Source organism: Alteromonas naphthalenivorans (assembly GCF_000213655.1).
GTDB classification, from domain to species: Bacteria; Pseudomonadota; Gammaproteobacteria; order Enterobacterales; family Alteromonadaceae; genus Alteromonas; species Alteromonas naphthalenivorans.
Map to the genome: position 1 here is coordinate 1,808,673 of NC_015554.1, position 20,030 is coordinate 1,828,702.

Annotated in this window: 10 protein-coding genes; all 10 read left to right on the forward strand. The window is 43.4% G+C overall.

All coding sequences use genetic code 11. The features are described 5' to 3' along the window. The 10 genes from prc (at position 1) to AMBT_RS07850 (ending at position 20,019) form a co-directional block, all read left to right on the forward strand. Positions 1-2,040 (forward strand): carboxy terminal-processing peptidase, encoded by a 2,040-nt coding sequence (prc, locus tag AMBT_RS07805; RefSeq protein WP_013784071.1) that lies wholly within the window; start codon positions 1-3, stop codon positions 2,038-2,040. An 87-nt stretch (positions 2,041-2,127) separates the two neighbouring features. Continuing rightward, the gene (locus tag AMBT_RS07810) at positions 2,128-3,462 is read left to right on the forward strand and encodes a sodium-dependent transporter (RefSeq protein ID WP_013784072.1); all 1,335 of its coding nucleotides are present in this window, start codon (positions 2,128-2,130) and stop codon (positions 3,460-3,462) included. 23 nt (positions 3,463-3,485) lie between these two features. Beyond that, positions 3,486-4,967, forward strand: coding sequence for a Na+/H+ antiporter NhaC (gene nhaC, locus AMBT_RS07815; RefSeq protein ID WP_013784073.1), 1,482 nt, complete (start codon positions 3,486-3,488; stop codon positions 4,965-4,967). A gap of 33 nt (positions 4,968-5,000) precedes the next feature. Beyond that, positions 5,001-7,661: an aminopeptidase N gene (pepN, locus tag AMBT_RS07820; protein ID WP_013784074.1), complete on the forward strand. Its 2,661-nt coding sequence runs from the start codon at positions 5,001-5,003 to the stop codon at positions 7,659-7,661. After that, on the forward strand, positions 7,639-7,881 hold the full coding sequence (locus tag AMBT_RS07825; RefSeq protein WP_013784075.1) for a DUF2835 family protein: 243 nt from the start codon (positions 7,639-7,641) through the stop codon (positions 7,879-7,881). The genes pepN and AMBT_RS07825 overlap by 23 nt, the downstream gene beginning before the upstream one ends. Positions 7,882-8,137: 256 nt before the next feature. Next, positions 8,138-10,201: a DUF1302 domain-containing protein gene (locus AMBT_RS07830; protein ID WP_013784076.1), complete on the forward strand. Its 2,064-nt coding sequence runs from the start codon at positions 8,138-8,140 to the stop codon at positions 10,199-10,201. Between the two features lie 12 nt (positions 10,202-10,213). Further along, positions 10,214-11,581, forward strand: a complete 1,368-nt coding sequence (locus tag AMBT_RS07835) for a DUF1329 domain-containing protein (protein ID WP_013784077.1) — start codon at positions 10,214-10,216, stop codon at positions 11,579-11,581. Between the two features lie 46 nt (positions 11,582-11,627). Beyond that, positions 11,628-12,674, forward strand: coding sequence for a WD40/YVTN/BNR-like repeat-containing protein (locus AMBT_RS07840; RefSeq protein ID WP_013784078.1), 1,047 nt, complete (start codon positions 11,628-11,630; stop codon positions 12,672-12,674). A 15-nt stretch (positions 12,675-12,689) separates the two neighbouring features. Then, positions 12,690-15,008 carry an efflux RND transporter permease subunit gene (locus AMBT_RS07845; RefSeq protein WP_013784079.1) on the forward strand — a complete coding sequence of 773 codons (2,319 nt, stop codon included), beginning with the start codon at positions 12,690-12,692 and terminating at the stop codon, positions 15,006-15,008. A 172-nt stretch (positions 15,009-15,180) separates the two neighbouring features. Next, positions 15,181-20,019: an NAD-glutamate dehydrogenase gene (locus tag AMBT_RS07850; RefSeq protein ID WP_013784080.1), complete on the forward strand. Its 4,839-nt coding sequence runs from the start codon at positions 15,181-15,183 to the stop codon at positions 20,017-20,019. Positions 20,020-20,030: the final 11 nt, after the last annotated feature.

Consider the following 20,030-nt stretch of genomic DNA (forward strand, 5'->3'; position numbering starts at 1 on the left):
ATGAAAGATATCCTTCGAATTTCCATTGCTAGTGCATTTCTTACCGTTGGGGTAGGCGCTGGTGCAGTCACCACAACCCCCGATGTTGAAGAACTACCCGTTCTTCAGCAAGAGACACAGCATAGTGTTGCTGCTAAACGCGTAAGTGCGTTATTTACTCGCGCTCACTATAAAGAAATTTCGTTGGATGATGTGTTATCAGCACGTATCTATCAGCGCTTCATTGAATCTTTAGATCACAACAAGCAAGTCCTTTTATTGTCTGATGTGGTGGGTTTCGAAAAATATCGCAATGCTTTTGATGATGCGTTGAGTAAGGGTAACCTTTCTGTTGCGTACGACATGTACAATGTAAGCGCACAACGCCGTATTGAGCGTTATGAGTTTGCACTGGCTATGCTGGAGAAAGGGCCTTTTGATTTTGAAAAAGCTGATGACAAATTTTATTACGATCGCGAAGAAGCCGAATGGCCTACTAGCAAAGATGAATTAGATGAGATTTGGCGTCAACGTGTTAAGTATGATGCGTTAAATCTTATTCTTGCTGACAAGACGTGGGAAGAAGCAAAAGAGCTTCTGGAGAAACGCTACACACGTTCTATTAAGCGAACTAAGCAAACTAAAAGCGAAGATGTTTTTCAAATTGCTATGAATGCATTTGCGCGCACCATCGAAGCTCATACTAGTTATCTTTCACCACGCAATGCTGACCGATTCCAAATGGAAATGAATTTGGAATTTGAAGGTATTGGTGCGGTACTTCAAAGCGAAGAAGATTACACCGTTATCAAAAGCGTAGTACCTGGTGGCCCTGCTGATGAATCTGGCGCGTTAAAGCCGGAAGATAAAATTGTTGGTGTTGCTCAAGAAGACGAAGAGTTCGTTGATGTCGTTGGCTGGCGTTTAGATGAAGTTGTAGAGCTTATCAAAGGGCCGAAAGGCAGCGCGGTGCGCTTACAAGTTCAAAAAGGCGCGACTGATGCAAAAACGATGTCTGTAGTTAGCCTTACTCGCGACAAAATTAAGCTTGAAGACCGAGCTGCTCAGTCTGAGGTTTACACGCCTGAAACTGGACCTCATGCGAATCAGCCTTTAGGTGTTATTACTATTCCTAGTTTCTACAACAACCTACACGCTGATGTTGAAAAGGAAATAAACAGCCTTAAAGCGCAGAACGTTAAAGGTATTATTGTAGATTTACGCGGAAATGGTGGTGGTTCTTTAACAGAAGCAACATTACTTACCGGCCTTTTCATCGAAAAAGGACCCGTGGTACAAATTCGTTACGGCCAAACTAAAGTAAGCGTTGATCGCGATACCGATGGAAAAGTCTCTTACGATGGCCCATTAACGGTTTTAGTAGACCGCTACAGTGCGTCGGCGTCAGAGATCTTCGCCGCAGCAATGCAAGATTATAATCGCGCGTTAATTATTGGTGAGCAAACCTTCGGTAAAGGGACTGTTCAACAACACCGTGGTTTAGGTAAAATTTATGACTTGTACGACAACCCACTAGGTAGCGTGCAGTTCACCATCGCTAAGTTCTACCGTATTGACGGCGGAAGTACGCAGCACAAAGGGGTAGTGCCAGATATTCTTTATCCTTCAGCAATTGAACCAGCTGATTGGGGCGAGAGCCAACAGGATAACGCATTACCTTGGGACAGCATTAACCGCGCAAATTACACAACGTTTGCTGACGGACAGGCTGCATTAGACGTATTAACTGCGAAACACAATAAACGTATTATGCAAGATCCTGAGTTTTCTTATATCCACGAGGATATTGTTGAGTACAAAGAAAATAAAGATAAGAACTTTATTTCATTGGTAAAATCTGAACGTGAATCAGATAAAAAAGAAGCTGAAGAAAAAGCACTCGAAAGAGCCAATGAACGTTTACAGCGTATGGGTAAAGAATTAGTCAAAACACTTGATGACCTACCTGAAGATATGGAAGAGTTAGATCCGTTCTTAGATGAAGCTGCCAATATTACTTTTGATATGATTGAAACAGGCAGATACGCAATAACACACTAAAGGTTGATGACAGAGGGCTGGTCAATGGCCAGCCCTTTTTTTGTGTCTGATATACCTATACAACAATAATAAATAAAGGGAAATCACATGGCTATCAGAGGCGAGTTTTCTTCTCGAATCGGGTTCGTGCTCGCAGCAGCGGGTTCAGCGGTTGGGCTCGGTAATATTTGGGGTTTCCCCACCAAAGTGGCAACGAATGGCGGTGCTGCATTTGTTCTTGTCTATTTACTTCTCGCATTTGTTCTTGCATATCCCGTTCTTATGGCCGAACTCATCATTGGGCGAAGCTCTCGTTCTAATATGGTGGACGCGCTAGGCAATATTTCTGGAAGCTTCATTGGTCGTGCAACCGGAATTTGGGGTTGTATTACGGTCTCACTTATACTGGCGTTTTACGCTATTGTGGGCGGTTGGATGTTGGTTTATTTTGCTGATTCTGCCGTCAATATGGTGGGACTACAGTCTGCAAGTGATTGGTTGCTTACATATTCAGTTACGCGTAACATTATTTTCTGCTTTATTTTCATGGCGTTAACAGCTTTTATCGTTGTGGGTGGTGTAAAGTCCGGCATTGAGAAATGGTCGGTAAGATTGATGCCCACACTGGTGCTGCTTATTCTTGCCCTTATCGTTTATGTCAGTTTGCAGCCTGGTGCCTCTGATGGCTGGAGCGCTTATTTGGTGCCTGATTTTACACGTATTCTCGACCCCGACTTATTAATTGATGCCATGGGCCAAGCTTTTTTCTCTATGTCATTGGGTGTGGGGACTATGCTCGTTTACGGTTCATACCTAAGCAAAAAAGAAAATTTGCCCACCATTGGTGCTTCCGTTGCATTAGTAGATATCGGCGTAGCCGTTATTGCCGGCATGCTAATTATTCCCGCTATGTACGTAGCGCTGCATAATGGTGTAGAAATCTTTACGCCAGAGGGGGCCTTAATTCAAGGTGACTCGCTTATATTCAAAGTGTTGCCTGCCTTATTTGATACAATTGGTGGTGTAGGTGTGTTTGTTGCATTTACTTTCTTTGCGTTAATGGCGATAGCCGCCGTTACTTCTTCAATATCAATGCTTGAAGTACCTGTGGCTTACATGGTGGAAAGCAGGGGCTTAGTGCGTAAAAAAGCAGTAGTGTTAATGGCGGCTATTATCTTTGTACTTAGCTGCATCATTATTCTAAATTTTAATGCACTGTTTGGGTTCGTTATTGCTCTCACCACGGAGTACAGTCAACCACTACTTGGTTTAGTGTTATGTATATTTGCCGGATGGGTGTGGCGCAGAGATACCATACTTGCAGAACTTAAAGAAGGCGACGCAAACGCAGAACAGAGTTTGTTTTGGAAGATTTGGCCTTGGTATGTACGCTTCGTTTGCCCGGTTATTATTGCGCTCATGTTTTACCGCTCAGTTTTTTGATTTAAGGCTTAAGAATAATAAAAATGACAACAACTAAAGAATTGAAAGAACCTTCATTATTTGACGCGATGATCCCCATTGTAGCCTTAGTGCTGATGATGGGGAGTGCGGTTTATTTATTTGCCGATAATTCATCATATGGCCCTAACCAAATTGCCTTATTACTGGCCATGGGGCTTGCTGCCATTATTGGCATGAAAAACGGTTACAGCTGGAAGACCATCGAAAAAGGTATTGTCGATGGTATCTCAATGTCCCTCGGTGCGTGTTTAATTCTATTGGCAGTAGGTTCGCTTATTGGTACTTGGATGTTGGCTGGTACCGTACCCACACTTATTTATTTCGGTTTAGAATTATTAAACCCTTCATTCTTTTATGCCGCTGCGTGCTTGATTTGCGCTGTGGTTGCCATGAGTATTGGTAGTTCTTGGACTACTGCGGCCACCGTGGGGGTAGCGCTTATGGGCGTTGCTGCGGGTATGGATATGTCTGCGGCCATTACTGCCGGTGCAGTTGTATCTGGCGCTTACTTCGGCGATAAAATTTCTCCGCTTTCTGAAACAACCAATTTAGCCCCTGCCGTGGCAGGAACTGATTTATTTGAACACATTCGTTACATGCTTTGGACTACCGTACCTAGCTTTATTCTGGCGCTTATTTTGTTTGTAATATTGGGCTTTAGTGAAAGTGGCGATGCTAAAGCAGATCGCATCGAACAAATGCAGTTGTTATTGAATGAGTCTTTCGATTTAAGCTGGTATTTATTGGTTCCCCTTGTTGTATTACTAACCCTTGCGGTTAAAAAAGTGCCTGCGTTTCCTGCCGTGTCTATTGGCGCATTATTAGGTGCAGTATGGGCTGTGTTGTTTCAAAGCGATGTAGTTGCTAGCATGGCTAGCCCTGACGATAGCGCTAGTATCGGAGCGTTAAAAGTTGTTTGGACGGCCTTGTTTGATGGCGTGAGCTTCTCAACGCCTGATGAAAACTTGAATAGTTTGCTTTCACGAGGCGGTATGTCGTCTATGCTCAATACGATTTGGTTAATTATTTGTGCCATGTCGTTTGGTGCGGTACTTGAAAGAGTAGGATTATTGAAACGCGCAGTATCCGCCATTTTATTAGGGGCTAAGTCGGCCGGTGATATGGTAAGCAGAACTATTCTTACCTGTTTTGCGACTAACTTGGTAACGGCCGATCAGTATATCTCTATCGTGATGCCTGGGCGCATGTACAAAGAAGAGTACGAAAAACGCGGTTTACACCAGTTAAATCTATCTCGAAGTCTGGAAGATGGTGGAACCTTAACGTCGCCACTTATTCCTTGGAACACCTGTGGTGCCTACATGCACAGTGTGCTGTTGGTTAACCCATTCGACTATGTTTTCTATGCGTTCTTTAACGTAATAAACCCAATTCTTGCTATTATCTACGCCTACTTAGGAATTAAAATTCTTCGCCTAACACCTCCAGATTATGCAAAGCAACCTGGCGAAGCTAACCAATAATAGTTGCGTAGACTTTCTGTTTTAGGAGACTCTATGTCAGTTACAGCTAAACGTCGGGCGGATTATCTTCCGCCCGCTTTTTCTATCCCGTTAGTCGACCTGACTATTTCCTTACACCCAACAAAAACCGTGGTCAAAAGTAAACTTAGCGTTAAGCGTACGCTTGTTACCGATACGGGTAAAAACTCAGTGGAAAGCGCTGATGCAAATAGCGGCCACAAAAGACAGCCACTTGTTTTAGACGGCCAGAAATTATCGTTAGTTTCTATACATATTAACGGTAAACCTTTCACCAACTTTACACAAAATGACGAAACGCTTTCGCTAGATGTCGATGCGGATGATTTTGAGTTAGAAATTGAAAATCATGTCGACCCAGAAAACAACAAAGCACTCGAAGGTTTGTACCTTTCCGGCGGTGCATACTGCACGCAGTGTGAAGCAGAAGGTTTCAGGCGTATAACTTATTTTCTAGACAGACCTGATGTCTTGTCAGTGTATACGGTGAAGGTAATAGGGGATAAATCGTTTCCCATGTTGTTATCTAACGGTAACCCTGTAGCACGTGGCGAAAATCCTGATGGTACGCATTTCGTTACGTGGCACGACCCTCATCCGAAACCTTGTTATTTATTCGCGTTAGTAGCAGGCGATTTTGATTTATTGACCGATACCTATACCACCACAAGCGGTAAAGAGGTGGCGCTAGAGCTTTATGTTGATAAAGGTAAGAAATCTCAAGGTACCTTCGCGTTAGATTCATTGAAGCGAGCCATGAAATGGGATGAAGACGTGTTCGGGCTCGAATACGACCTCGACATCTACATGATTGTGGCCGTTGATTTCTTTAATATGGGCGCAATGGAAAACAAAGGCCTGAACGTATTTAACAGTAAATTTGTATTGGCCGACCAAGACTCAGCCACTGACGATGATTTTTTTAATGTAGAAGCTGTTATCGCTCACGAGTATTTCCATAACTGGACTGGTAACCGGGTAACGTGTAGAGACTGGTTCCAGCTTAGTTTAAAAGAAGGGCTAACCGTATTTCGCGATCAGCAATTCAGTGCTGACATGACATCGCCGTTAAGCAACCGTATTAAACACGTGCGTGTGATGCGCGAGCATCAATTTGCAGAAGACGCCAGCGCGATGAGCCATCCTATTCGCCCTGAAGAAGTTATTGAGATGAATAACTTTTATACGGTGACCGTGTACGATAAAGGCGCAGAAGTTATTCGCATGTTCCATACCCTTTTAGGGCCCCAAGGTTTTAGAAAAGGAATGGACGAATACTTCCGTCGTCATGACGGCCAAGCAGTGACGTGTGATGATTTTGTTTCAGCCATGCAATCGGCTACCGAGTTAGATCTTACTCAGTTTTCTCGCTGGTATAGTCAATCTGGTACACCGCAAGTATCCCTTGCTCACAATGTAATCAAACACGATACGGGATATGTACATACTTTCACCGTAACGCAAAATACGCCTAGTACAGCAGATCAAAACGAAAAGCTTCCTCTGTATATTCCTGTAGGTTTTGAAGTTATCGATGAAGACGGTAATCGGTACCGTGATGACAGTGGTATTATTCAGAACGATCTTTTGATACTAGATGCGCCTGAAATCACGATTACCATCACGTGTGATACGAAGAAGTTGACTCCGGTACTTCTTGGTAACTTTTCTGCTCCTGTAAAAGTACACAATGAGCTCGACACCGCTTCATTACTCACTATATTTACCCATTCCCAAGATGCGTTTAATCGTTGGGATGCCATGCAATCTTTGTATAACCGCTGTATTAGTGAGTTATATGAAAACGCTACTGCTACGATAGACAGTGGCATTTGGGCGGGTATTCGCTCTGCAATAGACAGTGAAATAAGTAACATTGAGCTTTTAAGTGAATGCTTAGTGATACCTTCATTTGAAACCTTGTGTCAGTCTCGAAGCGATATTAATGTGCAGCCACTCATAGAGGCACGAAATGCGTTTTGCCGTCAGTTTTCTACACAGCTAGAAGACGTGCTCCTTAACGCGTTTAACGGTATCGCCACACAGGCCTATAGCTATCAGCAAGATGCCGTTAATGCTCGTCGCTGTAAAAATGTACTGCTGTCTCATTTGGCACGCTTACCACAGCACAAGGACTTGGTGATATCGCAGTTCGATAACACGGACAACATGACTGACACGCTAGGTGCTTTAAAAGCCGCCCAGTCACTACCATCTGAAGCGTTTGAAAGCTTGATGGCTAAGTTTGAAGAAAAATGGCGTCATAACCCCTTAGTGCTAGATAAATGGTTTGCCTTACATGCAACCCAGCCACGCGAGGACATACTGGCTACCATTACCATGTTAAACGAGCACCCTCAATTTAGTATGGGTAATCCTAATCGCGTACGTTCACTAATAGGCAGTTTCGCATTCTATAACAGCGAACGTTTCCATAGTTTAGATGGGGAAGGGTATAAGTTTGTCACCGACTATCTTATCAAGCTAGATGCTATTAACCCGCAAGTTGCCGCACGGATAGTGACCCCTCTGATACAATGGCAAGGTTTTGCAGAACCCCATCAAGTGTTGATGAAAGCACAGCTAGGTCGATTGTTAAACCACAAAGGCTTAAGCAAAGATGTGTTTGAGAAAGTGAGCAAAAGTTTGGCGTATGACAACCATTCAAGCCACTGATACCGTTTATTACTTTTCAGTCAACGTGCCTTACATTCAATGTGAGGCACTGTACTCTGGTGCTGTGCCTACCGTTGTTATGGTGGCCGAAAATGGCACTAGCGTACAAGTCCCCTCTACCAGAATAAAACAGTTCATTACCTCCCAAGGTGTTGTCGGTCGTTTTCGCATGGTTGTAGACGCCAACAACAAAATTAAAGCCTTCGAAAGGTTACGCTAGCACTTCCAATCTTTACCTGTGGTCGTTTTTTGCGCGTAAATTCTTACGATCCCGCCAATTACTTACACCTTTCGGATAAGTTGCTTTTATAGTCCCCACAAAGCAATAACTATTTGATACGATTAATGTTGTAAATTTTGTTAACTGGTACGATTACTTCTTGCGAAAGTGGCAAAATGATGTAATCATTTTGTTAATCGTTATGGTTGATCACGATGTCACGCAGCCTTGTGCGTCGACTAGGGAGTATAAAAATATGATAAATAGGCCTCGCGCTTTTAAGATGTCACCTGTTGCTGTAGGTGTGCTAACCCTATTGGGTGCTGCCGCACTTCCTGCTAATGCCGCTAATTGGCAAGTAGGAGACGTTAGCATTTCTCTTGATTCTACAATCACTGCTGCCACGAGTATTCGTACTGAATCTAGAGATTACAGTCTTATCGGAAACAGTAATCACGCACAGTTTGATTGGTCAGGTTACCATGCTGCATTCAATCCACTTTATCCTAGTAGCGACGTTTGGGCGTTAGCTGACGGCGGTTATTCGACCAATGGCGACTTAGGAAATCTATCTCACGACCCAGGTGATGCATTTGCAACACAAATTTCAGGAAACCATGAGCTAGATATTAACTTTGGCGATTTTGGTTTCTTCGCACGTGGTTTCTGGTTTTACGACTTTGAACAAATGGATGGTGACCGTCCTAATTCAAATGCCATTACCGGTGTTCAATATGATCACTGCCAAGATCCAGAAGCAGAAGATTTATTGTGTAATGATGTGCGTCTTTATGATGCCTTCTTCTATGGAGATTGGTGGATTGGTGACAAACCTCTAACACTTCGAGTCGGACGCCAAGTTATCAGCTGGGGTGAAAGTACCTTTATTCAACATGGTATCAACACAACAAACCCAGTAGACGTTACTCGTGCTCGTGCACCAGGTGCGGAACTTAAAGAAGTATTTATTCCAGTGGGCATGGTTTACGCCTCATTGGGACTAAGCGATACATTAAGTGTATCTGGTTACTATCAATATGAATGGGAACGCAGTTGGTTGCCTGTATCTGGTAGTTACTTCGCGGGTAATGACTTTGCAGGTGAGGGCGGTCAACGTCAAAACATCCAGCTAGGTTTCAGTGGTAACCCTGATATCGATTTAGATCACTTGTTAACTGCACTTAATGGCTACGGTGATTTGTTACGTGCTGGCGGTAATTCTGCTGATATTGCCTCTGCCTACTTAGCATACCCTACTAAAGTGGCTATTCGTGGCTATTCAGATGAGGCGCATAAAGATGCCGACGACCAAGGTCAATACGGTTTACGTGTTACGTGGTTTGCTGAGGCATTGAACGAATCTGAAATCAGTTTCTACCACATTAACTACCATAGCCAACGTCCACTTATCTCTGGTGTAACGTCTGACTTTACCGCCGAAGGTATTGCGTCAGACTTAGCCTTCATTGCAACTAACGAAGTGACGCGCGATAACCTTACTGAGCTGGGTGCATTCACCCAATCTGAGTTTTATTATCCAGAAGACATTAAGTTATACGGGGTGAGTTTTAACACCAACGTTGGCACTACCGCGCTAGCCGGTGAATTTGCTTACCGTGTTGATGAACCGCTGCAAATTGACGATGTTGAGCTACTCTATATGGGTATGCCTGAACAATTGGCTAATGCAGGCCTTCGCCCAGATTTAGAAGGTATATCGCAATTAAACAATATTGGCCGAGCGGTAGGACCAGGTGAAACAACTGAAGGCTTCTTGTTCTCAGACACTTGGCAGATGCAATTAACCGCTTCACATGTGTATGGCCCTAAGTTTGGCGCAGATAACTTCGTGCTTTTAGGTGAGCTAGGTTATGTGAACATTGTTGATATGCCAGACCCAGACGTGATTCGTTTGAATGCTCCGGGTACAGCGCGTACACCTTCACTTGAACCGACAGCCGATGGAAATAGCCGTGAAGGGCTTCACGTTGGTCTTTCCGACGGTCCAGAAACTAACCCGTTTGCCACTGATGACGCATGGGGTTATCGACTACTGGCCGTTGCTGATTGGAACGATATTATGGCGGGCGTTAACCTTCGAGCCCGTGCTACGTTCTCTCACGATGTAGAGGGTACAACACCAGACCCTCTTTATGTTTTCACTGAAGATGTTAAATCTGCGGCACTGGCGCTAACGTTCGACTACTTAAGCAAGTGGTCAGCAACAGCTTCATATAGTGCATTCTGGGGTGGTATTGGTACCACTAATGCATTGTCAGACAGAGATTTTATTTCGTTTAACATCAAGTATTCAATCTAAAGAGTGATGTATATGATTAGAAAAATAGGAATTATTGCCGCAGCGCTTTCAATAGCGCTAACAGGTGCAAGTGTTCACGCTAAGGTTTCTGAAGAAGATGCCAAGAAGTTAGGCGGTGAACTAACGCCTATGGGCGCTATACAAGCAGCGAATGCTGACGGAAGCATTCCCGCATGGACGGGTGGTATTACATCAGCACCTGAAGGCTATTCGGTAGGCGATCACCATCCGAACCCGTATCCAGGCGATAAAGTGTTGTTTGAGATAACAGCATCGAATTATAAAGAATATGCTGATTTCCTTTCTGAAGGTCAGAAAAAGTTGTTCGAAGCGTACCCTGATACTTACCGCATGCCGGTGTATCAAACCCGCCGTTCAGCATCTAACCCGCAAGCTATTTATGATGCGACTAAGGTTAATGCGACTAGCGCAGAATTACTTGATGACGGAAACGGCATAAAAGGCGCTGTGTTAGGTATTCCTTTCCCCATGCCTAAAACCGGTATGGAAGCGATTTGGAACCACATTTTGCGCTATCGCGGTGCGGCAGTTGAACGTAATGGTGGACAAGCTGCGGTAACCACTTCAGGTGATTACAACGTCATCGGTTTTGATGAACAGTTAATGATTAAGTATGCTGAAGAAGGGGCTACACCTGAAAAGCTAACTGAAGACAATATCTTGTTCATGTTCAAGCAAAAAGTGACTAAGCCAGCACGTTTGGCAGGTACTGCTTTGCTAGTACACGAAACCGTAGACCAAGTTAAAGAGCCACGTAAAGCCTGGACTTATAATACTGGTCAGCGCCGTGTACGCTTAGCCCCTAACATTGCTTATGATACGCCAGGAACAGCGGCAGATGGTTTACGTACCACTGACGATTTCGATATGTTTAATGGTTCTCCTAACCGCTATAACTGGAAACTCGTTGGCAAGAAAGAGATGTTCGTAGCCTATAATAACTATGCTCTGCATTCAGATAATGTAAGTTACGATGAAATTCTTCATGCTAACCACGTTAACCCTGATTTAACGCGCTGGGAAAAACACCGTGTTTGGGTGGTTGAAGCTACGTTGAAAGAAGGTTTCCGTCACATTTATCAAAAACGTGTATTCTTCATTGATGAAGATAGCTGGCAAATTCAAGTTGCTGATATGTATGATAATCGTGGTGAGTTGTACCGTGTTGGTGTAGCTTATGGAGTGAACTACTATGAAGTACCAACACAGTGGTCAACCCTAGATACCTATTACGACTTAAACTCTCGCCGTTACTTGGCCATTGGTCTAGATAACGAAGAAAAAATGTATGATTTCTCGATTCGTCCAAGAGACGTAGAGTTTACGCCTCAGGCGTTACGACGAGAAGGTAAACGCTAAGCGTTTTTGTTTTCAGACAATTAAATTTTAGGGAGAATGGTTAATCATGAAAAAAACCATTGCAGCGTGCATAACTGCAGCACTCGCAGCAAATTACTCCGTTACTGCTTCAGCGGAAGATGCCTATATTGCACCCTTAGTTGAACAGTCAGTTTTGCTTGATATTGACGCTGATAAATTTGTCGTTGTTGTCGGAGAACGCGGTCATATTCTTATTTCAGAAGATGGAACGGCTTTTAATCAAGTTGCTGTGCCTACCCAAGCTACACTCACTGCGACAACCGTGGTGGGCAATCATATTTGGGCTGTAGGCCATGATGCCACTATTATTCATTCTTCAGACAAGGGCCAAAGCTGGGAAATTCAGAATGTTCAGCCTGAACTACAGCGCCCATTTTTAGATGTTCTATTTTTTGATGAAAGTCACGGTATTGCTGCTGGCGCGTACGGCCTTTTCTACCGTACCACCGATGGCGGAAAAAGCTGGGAAACCGAGCGCCATGCCAGTTTACTAGACCCATACGATCGTGAATATTTGGAAAGTGTTAGAGAAGAAGACGAAGCCTTCTATCAGCAAGAATTAGAATCTATTTTACCTCATTTAAATCGCGTAACACGCGATGGCGAAAAGCTATACCTTGCTGGAGAAGCGGGTTTATTAGCTAGCAGCGACGATATGGGGAAAAACTGGGAACGTTTTGAAGTTGATTACACTGGCTCATTTTTCGATATTAGAGCGCTTGATGAATCAACGTTACTGGCTGTAGGTCTTCGCGGAAATATTTTTGTTCTGCGTGACCAAGGTGAATGGGAATACGTAAATTCTTGTTCAACAAGTACCTTAAATTCAATTTTACTGTCCGATAACGACACGGTTGTTGCCATGGGTAACAACGGTATGATGGTGTCAGCCACTCGTCCGCTTCCCGTCAGTGATCACGACCCATACGCTAACCCAGCAAACTGTGAGCCTGCAAAAGGTATTACAGTGACGCAGGTTGAAGATAAAGCTGCCATGTTAAATGCCGTTAGCTTTAATGGCCACACCATAGCTGTTACCGCGAATGGTATAAAAACGCTAAATACAAAGTAGGGTGGTTTCGCTTTTATGACCCATTTCATTGAACATCTTGTTTTCTCTAACCGTAAATTAGTGGTAGCCCTTTTTGCTATCGCGACGGTTTTTTTAGGCTTTCAAGCATCGCAAATGCGACTTGATGCTGGTTTTGAAAAAAATATTCCGCTTAATCATGAGTACATGAAAACCTATATTGAACATCGCCAAGACTTCGGTGGTGCGAACAATATCTTAGTTTCTGTTTGTGATAAGAACGACGATATATTCAATCAGAACTTTTTCGATACGTTAAAGAATGTACACGACCAACTATTTTTCATAAATGGTGTGAACCGTTCTCTCGTTATTTCATTGTTTTCTCCTTCTACCCGCTTTACTGAAATTGTAGAGGGCGGATTTGCTGGCGGGCCGGTTATTCCAGCAGACTTTAATTCAGCAAACCCAGCTGCATTAGATTTAGTGGCTGCGAATATTGAAAAAGCCAATATTGTTGGTCGTCAAGTAGCCAGCGACTACAGCTGTGCCATGGTGACCGCGCAGTTACTGGATATCGACCCACAAACGGGTGAGCCGTTAAATACACTTGCGTTAGCGGCTGAGCTTGAAGAGCAACTTCGCGGTCAATATGAAAACGAAAATATTTCTATTCATATTATCGGGTTTGCCAAGATGATTGGTGATGTGGCCGACGGCGCTAAAGACGTACTATTGTTTTTCGCCATCGCTATCGCGATAACGGCCGTCATGGTGTACTTCTTCTCTCGCAGTGTCATGCTTACTATATTGCCACTACTGTGTTCAGTGATTGCCGTTATATGGCAGCTTGGTCTATTGACTTCGTTAGGCTTTGGTATGGACCCTATGTCTATTCTGGTGCCGTTCTTAGTTTTCGCTATTGGTGTAAGTCATGGCGTACAAATGATTAACGCGGTAGAAAAGCGTGCGGTAACAGGTATAGGGGCAAAACGCGCGTCTATGGCCGCGTTCAGAAGCTTGTTGGTACCAGGTGGTATAGCATTACTTTCTGACACCGTCGGGTTCATGACCTTATTGGTTATCGATATAGGTATCATCCGTGAGCTGGCTATTACAGCAAGTATGGGTGTTGCCGTTATTATTTTAACCAACCTAATGCTGTTACCGGTGCTCATGAGCTTCTTAAAACTTGATAAGAAGTACGTTGATAAGTTTGCAGGCAAAGAAAATAGTAACTCTCGCTTTTGGGCTATTATTTCTGCGTGTTCACGGAAAAAACCAGCAGCCATTATTCTTATTGTTACCGCCATATTGTTCGGTTTTGGGCATTACCAAGCACAAAACATGAAGATAGGTGATTTGCATGCCGGCGCACCAGCGCTTCATGAGTCTTCACGTTATAACCAAGATACCTTCTTGATTACTGACAAGTATGAAGTCACGGTGGATTACATCTCTATTCTGGTAGAAACCACGCCTGAAGCTTGTACGTCTCACGGCGTAATGAAAGCGATGGATGATTTCCAGTGGAAGATGGAGAACGTTCCAGGTGTACAATCTGCTGTATCATTAGCTTCAGTGGCTAAGATAGTGAACGCGGGTTACAACGAAGGGAATGTTAAATGGCAGGTATTACCTCGCAATCAACAAACCTTGGTGCAAGCTATTTCCCGTGTGCCTACCTCATCGGGCCTATTGAATGGTGATTGTTCTGTCATGCCGATTATTCTGTTTATGGAAGATCACAAGGCAGAAACCATTTCTCGTGTGGTAGATGCAGTAAAAGACTTCCGTAGTGAATATGAGACTGATGATATGTCGTTTAGTCTAGCGTCAGGCCCAGTAGGGGTGATGGCGGCGACGAACGAAGCAGTAGAGGCTGCACAAGATCCAATGATGGTTTATGTCTTTGGTGCCGTTATTGCCCTATGCTTAATTAGCTTCCGCTCTATACGTGCAACATTAGTAGTGGTTATTCCGCTGTATGTTGTCTCAGTATTAGCACAAGCGCTAATGACGTATTTGCAAATAGGCCTTACGGTATCAACCTTGCCGGTTATTGCACTAGGCGTAGGTATCGGTGTTGATTATGGTATTTATATCTTGTCGACCAAGAGCCTTATGCTTAAACAAGGTGCCACAGTGCAAGAAGCTTATTTGGCTGCACTTAAAGAGCGTGGTAGTGCGGTGTTATTCACCGGTATTACACTGGCAATAGGTGTGAGTACTTGGGTATTCTCTTCACTTAAATTCCAAATGGATATGGGTATTTTGTTGACCTTTATGTTCGTGGTGAATATGTTAGGAGCAATTATCGTACTTCCAGCGCTAGCGAGATTCTTGTGGTGGAATCGAAACGACCCCGGTGCATAATATTTTTGCATAGCTAATCATAAAAAAGGGCCGTAAGGCCCTTTTTTGTATGCGTTTTTTGCATAGTTATCTATGCTGTTAATATTAGGTTAAAAAGGGGCTTTCAATACCTCTCAGTTTTAGCGAAAATAGCCGCGCAACTTAGCACTTACGACATTTATAAGGTTAACTAATGACAGTCACCTCACAGCGACACTCAGTACTGCTAGATAATGTATTTGCACTCATTGAAAAAAAGGTGGATGCCCAGCAGAAGTCACTCGTGCAGCAATTCGGACGCCTGTTGTATAAAAATATCTCAAGTGATGACTTAGAAGATCGCAATGACAGCGATTTATATGGCGCCACTTTAAGCTTATGGAATGGGCTTGCTAAATTTGATAATTCAGCACCCTACATTCGTGTTTTCAACCCAGAAATCGAAAAACATGGCTGGCACTCAAGCCATACCATTGTTGAAATAATTGTTAGAGACATGCCGTTTCTTGTCGATTCGGTTCGTATGTCACTCAACCGGTTAAATATAACCGCACATTGGTTTTTGCATAGCCCAATTAGAATAAAACGAAATGATAAAAACCAAGTGGTGGAATTTGCTGAGCCTGGCAAGGCAGTGGAAAATACCAGAAAAGAAACCGTAATATTTATTGAGGTTGACCATCAAAGTGCGAAAAAAGATATTGATGAATTAACGAAAGAATTACACTCAGTGGTAGACGAAGTGTCGTTGGCGGTTAAAGACTGGCAAGAAATGACCACTAAGTTAAAAACCGTGGTTAAAGACAGTACGAAACTAAACTGGCCTGGGTCTGCTGATGAAAAGAAACAAACTAAAGCTTATTTGCAATGGTTAAGCGATCACAACTTTACCATGATGGGCTATCGTTATTACGAAGTGAAGGCTATAGAAGGCGACCATCGCTGGATACCCTCTAACGATACAAGTTTAGGGTTATTGAAAAACTCAATTAACGACAGAGAACGTCTGTTGTCGAAACTGCCAGCCAGTGCAAGAGCAGAAGCACTAAGCCAAAGTCCGTTGATTTTGACCAAAACCAACTCTCGTGCTCGCGTTCATCGTCCTGCTTACATGGATTATGTTGGCGTAAAAGCATTCAACAAGGACGGGCAAGTTGTGGGTGAGCACCGTTTTCTTGGCCTTTATTCTGCGTCTTTCTATAATCAAAGTGTGACGCAACTCCCTATGCTGAGCGAAAAGATTCAGCGTATTTGCGATTTATCTGGCTATGAACCGGGTACTCATGCCTTTAAAGCCTTCGTTAATATTGTAGAAACCTATCCTCGTGATGAGCTACTGCAAACACCAGCGGAAGAATTAGCCCAAATCGTGATGGGTATATTCCAGATGCAAGAGCGGGGTATTTCACGCTTATTTATTCGCAAAGATGTATTTGGACGCTTCTTCTCGTGTATGGTATTTGTTCCTCGTGAGCGTTACAACACACAACTACGTGTAGATACTCAAGCGCTACTGAAAGCGTCGTTAGGTGCTAAAGAAGAAGTTGAATTTACTACGTTCTTTTCTGAATCTGTGTATGCGCGCACGCATTACATTGCCAGGGTCAACGACAACAACGCGGAATTTGATGTGAAGGAAATAGAACGTAATATTATTGAGCTAACTAAGACGTGGAGCGATCGATTAGCTTCCTCTATTTCAGCGGCACACGGTGAAGCGCAAGGTAAAGCCCTTGAGCGCAAATATGGTAATGCGTTTTCACGTAGCTATATGGAACAGAACTTACCGGGTGATGCCCTTGTTGATATTGGTAAAATTGAACAGTTAGATGATGATCATACTCTCGACATGCTGTTTTATCGTCCTCAAGAAGAGCAATCTGACAGCCAGATAGTGAAACTTAAATTGTTCCACCGCGCTGAACCTATCCATCTTTCCGACGTACTGCCGATGCTTGAAAACTTTGGTTTACGCGTCATTGATGAAAGCCCATATAAAATCACTTGTCCAGATGGTTTAAGAAACTGGGTGATGGATTTCACCATGTTACATAAAAGTGGCCAACACTTTGATATGGAGCGCGCACAGACATTATTCCAAGATGCTTTTGCGAAAGTATGGAATAACGATTTAGAAGATGATGCATTCAACCGTTTGATTTTGGGTGCTAATTTAACGGGTCGTAAAGTCACTATTTTACGTGCGTACGCAAAATACATGCGTCAAACCGGCAGTTCATTCAGTCGTGATTACATTGCGAACACCTTGGCGAATTACCCTGATATTGCCCGCTTGTTAGTGGAGTTTTTCGATCAGCGCATTAATCCGAAGAAAAAACGTAGTGCGAAGAAAGAAGAAGCGTTACTTGATAACATTAAAACCCAGTTAGACAGCGTGAGTAACTTAGATGACGATAGAATTATTCGTCGTTATTTAGATATGATGTCGGCAACCCTTCGCACTAACTTCTATCAGCCCGATGAAGCAGGCAATGAAAAATCTTATGTGTCATTTAAGATGCTGCCTGAAATGATTCCTGATATGCCATTGCCACTGCCTAAATTTGAAATTTTTGTATATAGCCCACGTTTAGAGGGTGTGCATTTACGTGGCGGAAAAGTAGCCCGTGGTGGGCTTCGTTGGTCTGACCGCCAAGAAGATTTCCGTACAGAAATCTTAGGCTTAGTAAAAGCACAGCAAGTAAAAAATACGGTTATTGTGCCTGTTGGCGCGAAAGGTGGTTTTGTTTGTAAGAAACTACCTGTTGGCGAAGGTAGAGAAGCTATACAAGCAGAAGGCCAAGCGTGCTATCGCACCTTTATTACCAGTTTGCTTGATATCACTGACAACATTGTAAACGGAGAAATAGTACCGCCTAAAGATGTGGTGCGACTAGATGAAGATGACCCGTATCTAGTTGTGGCGGCCGATAAAGGCACCGCGACTTTCTCTGATATCGCTAATGGTATTGCTTATGAATTTGGCTTTTGGTTAGGTGATGCTTTTGCCTCAGGTGGCAGTGTCGGTTATGACCATAAGAAAATGGGTATCACTGCTCGTGGTGGTTGGGAGTCTGTTAAACGTCACTTCCGTGAAATTGGTATCGATTGCCAAACCACAGACTTCACTGCGGTAGGTGTGGGTGATATGGCGGGAGATGTATTCGGTAACGGCATGCTTTTATCTAAGCACACCAAGTTAATATCGGCGTTTAACCATTTACACATTTTCTTCGACCCAGACCCCGATGCAGCTGCAAGTTATAAAGAGCGCACTAGGTTGTTCGAAAACCCACGGTTAAGTTGGGAAGATTACGATTCAGCATTGATTTCAAAAGGTGGCGGTATCTTCAGCCGTTCCGCGAAATCGATAAAGCTAACCCCAGAAATGAAAAAGTGGTTAGGCACCCGTCAAATGTCGATGACGCCAAACGAACTTATCCATAATATTTTAAAAATGCCCGTGGATTTGCTTTGGAATGGTGGCATCGGGACTTACGTTAAGAGCTCTAAAGAGTCTCATGCTGAAGTGGGCGACAGAGCCAATGACGATTTGCGGTTAAACGGCAAAGACGTGCAAGCCAAAATTGTAGGTGAGGGCGGTAACTTAGGCTTAACACAGTTAGGTAGAATTGAGTATGCAGCGTCCGGTGGCCGCGTAAACACTGACTTTATTGATAACGTAGGGGGTGTAGATTGCTCCGATAACGAAGTTAATATCAAAATCTTGCTTAACAGTGTGGTTAACGACGGTGAACTTACGGTTAAACAGCGCAACAACTTACTGCACGATATGACCGACGACGTATCCCGTATTGTGATTAAAGATTGTTACCGCCAAACTCAATCTATCTCGATTACTGAGATGTCAGGCGTCAGCCTATTGAAAGAACAGCTTCGCTTTATTCACGGCTTAGAGCGTGAAGGGCAACTTAACAGAGAGCTTGAGTTCATTCCTAGTGATGATGAAATTTCGGATAGAGTGGCATCAGATCGTGGTCTTACTCGACCTGAACTTAGTGTCTTAATCGCCTATGGAAAAATGGTGTTAAAAGATGCACTGAATATTCCTGAAATCACTGATAACCCTTATCACGGTAAATTGCTGCTTCAAGCTTTTCCTGAAGTATTACGTGAAAAATTCAGTACACATATGCAGCAGCATCCACTTAGAAGCGAGATTATTGCCACTAAATTAACCAACAATATGGTTAACGATATGGGCCTTAATTTTATGTTCCGTATTCAGGAAGAAACCGGCGCGAGCGTTGATGACGTTGCTAATGCTTACGCTATCGTGCACGGTATTTTTGATATGGAAACGCTATGGAGCCGTATTGAAGACCTAGATAACGTTATTTCTGCTAAGCTACAGCTTAAGATGCTAGATGAAGCTCGCCGCATTATGCGCCGCGCCGCACGCTGGTACATTAGGCATGGCAATAAAGCCTTGTCTATTGAAGAGGCCATTGCGTGCTATCGTGAAACCTTCAATAACTTATCTAAGAATCTACAGAATTATTTAGTAGAAGCCGAGTACTCACTGCTAGAAGAGAAAACAAGTACCTATGTGTCGCAAGATGTACCGAAGGATATTGCGTACCAAGTGGCCAGCTTCTCTAATATGTTTTCAAGTTTCGATTTAGCACACGTGGTTGCAGCTGAAAAACGTAACGTTGATGTTGTTGCGCGCCTATACTTCCAGCTAGGGTCTAAACTTGAATTGCATTGGTTCTTAGATCAAATTAACAATCAAGCAGTCAGCAACCATTGGCAAGCACTAGCCCGCGCGTCTTACCGTGAAGAATTGGATTGGCAGCAGCGTTCAATTACCGCTAATCTTCTTCAAATAAACCCAGAGGCTAGCGATGCAGACAAAATATTGGAAGATTGGATGCAGAGCAATCAAGTGCTGTTGAAGCGCTGGTATCATATGATGTCAGAGTTTAAGACCAGCACGACCCACGAATTTGCGAAATTTTCTGTCGCATTACGTGAATTGATGCTTTTAAGCGTGAAGTCTAGCCATTAGAATACACGCTA

Excerpts from the sequence above, each read along its gene's own strand:
- prc (WP_013784071.1), top strand. The coding sequence starts at position 1 with ATGAAAGATATCCTTCGAATTTCCATTGCTAGTGCATTTCTTACCGTT.
- AMBT_RS07810 (WP_013784072.1), top strand. The coding sequence starts at position 2,128 with ATGGCTATCAGAGGCGAGTTTTCTTCTCGAATCGGGTTCGTGCTCGCA.
- nhaC (WP_013784073.1), top strand. The coding sequence starts at position 3,486 with ATGACAACAACTAAAGAATTGAAAGAACCTTCATTATTTGACGCGATG.
- pepN (WP_013784074.1), top strand. The coding sequence starts at position 5,001 with ATGTCAGTTACAGCTAAACGTCGGGCGGATTATCTTCCGCCCGCTTTT.
- AMBT_RS07825 (WP_013784075.1), top strand. The coding sequence starts at position 7,639 with ATGACAACCATTCAAGCCACTGATACCGTTTATTACTTTTCAGTCAAC.
- AMBT_RS07830 (WP_013784076.1), top strand. The coding sequence starts at position 8,138 with ATGATAAATAGGCCTCGCGCTTTTAAGATGTCACCTGTTGCTGTAGGT.
- AMBT_RS07835 (WP_013784077.1), top strand. The coding sequence starts at position 10,214 with ATGATTAGAAAAATAGGAATTATTGCCGCAGCGCTTTCAATAGCGCTA.
- AMBT_RS07840 (WP_013784078.1), top strand. The coding sequence starts at position 11,628 with ATGAAAAAAACCATTGCAGCGTGCATAACTGCAGCACTCGCAGCAAAT.
- AMBT_RS07845 (WP_013784079.1), top strand. The coding sequence starts at position 12,690 with ATGACCCATTTCATTGAACATCTTGTTTTCTCTAACCGTAAATTAGTG.
- AMBT_RS07850 (WP_013784080.1), top strand. The coding sequence starts at position 15,181 with ATGACAGTCACCTCACAGCGACACTCAGTACTGCTAGATAATGTATTT.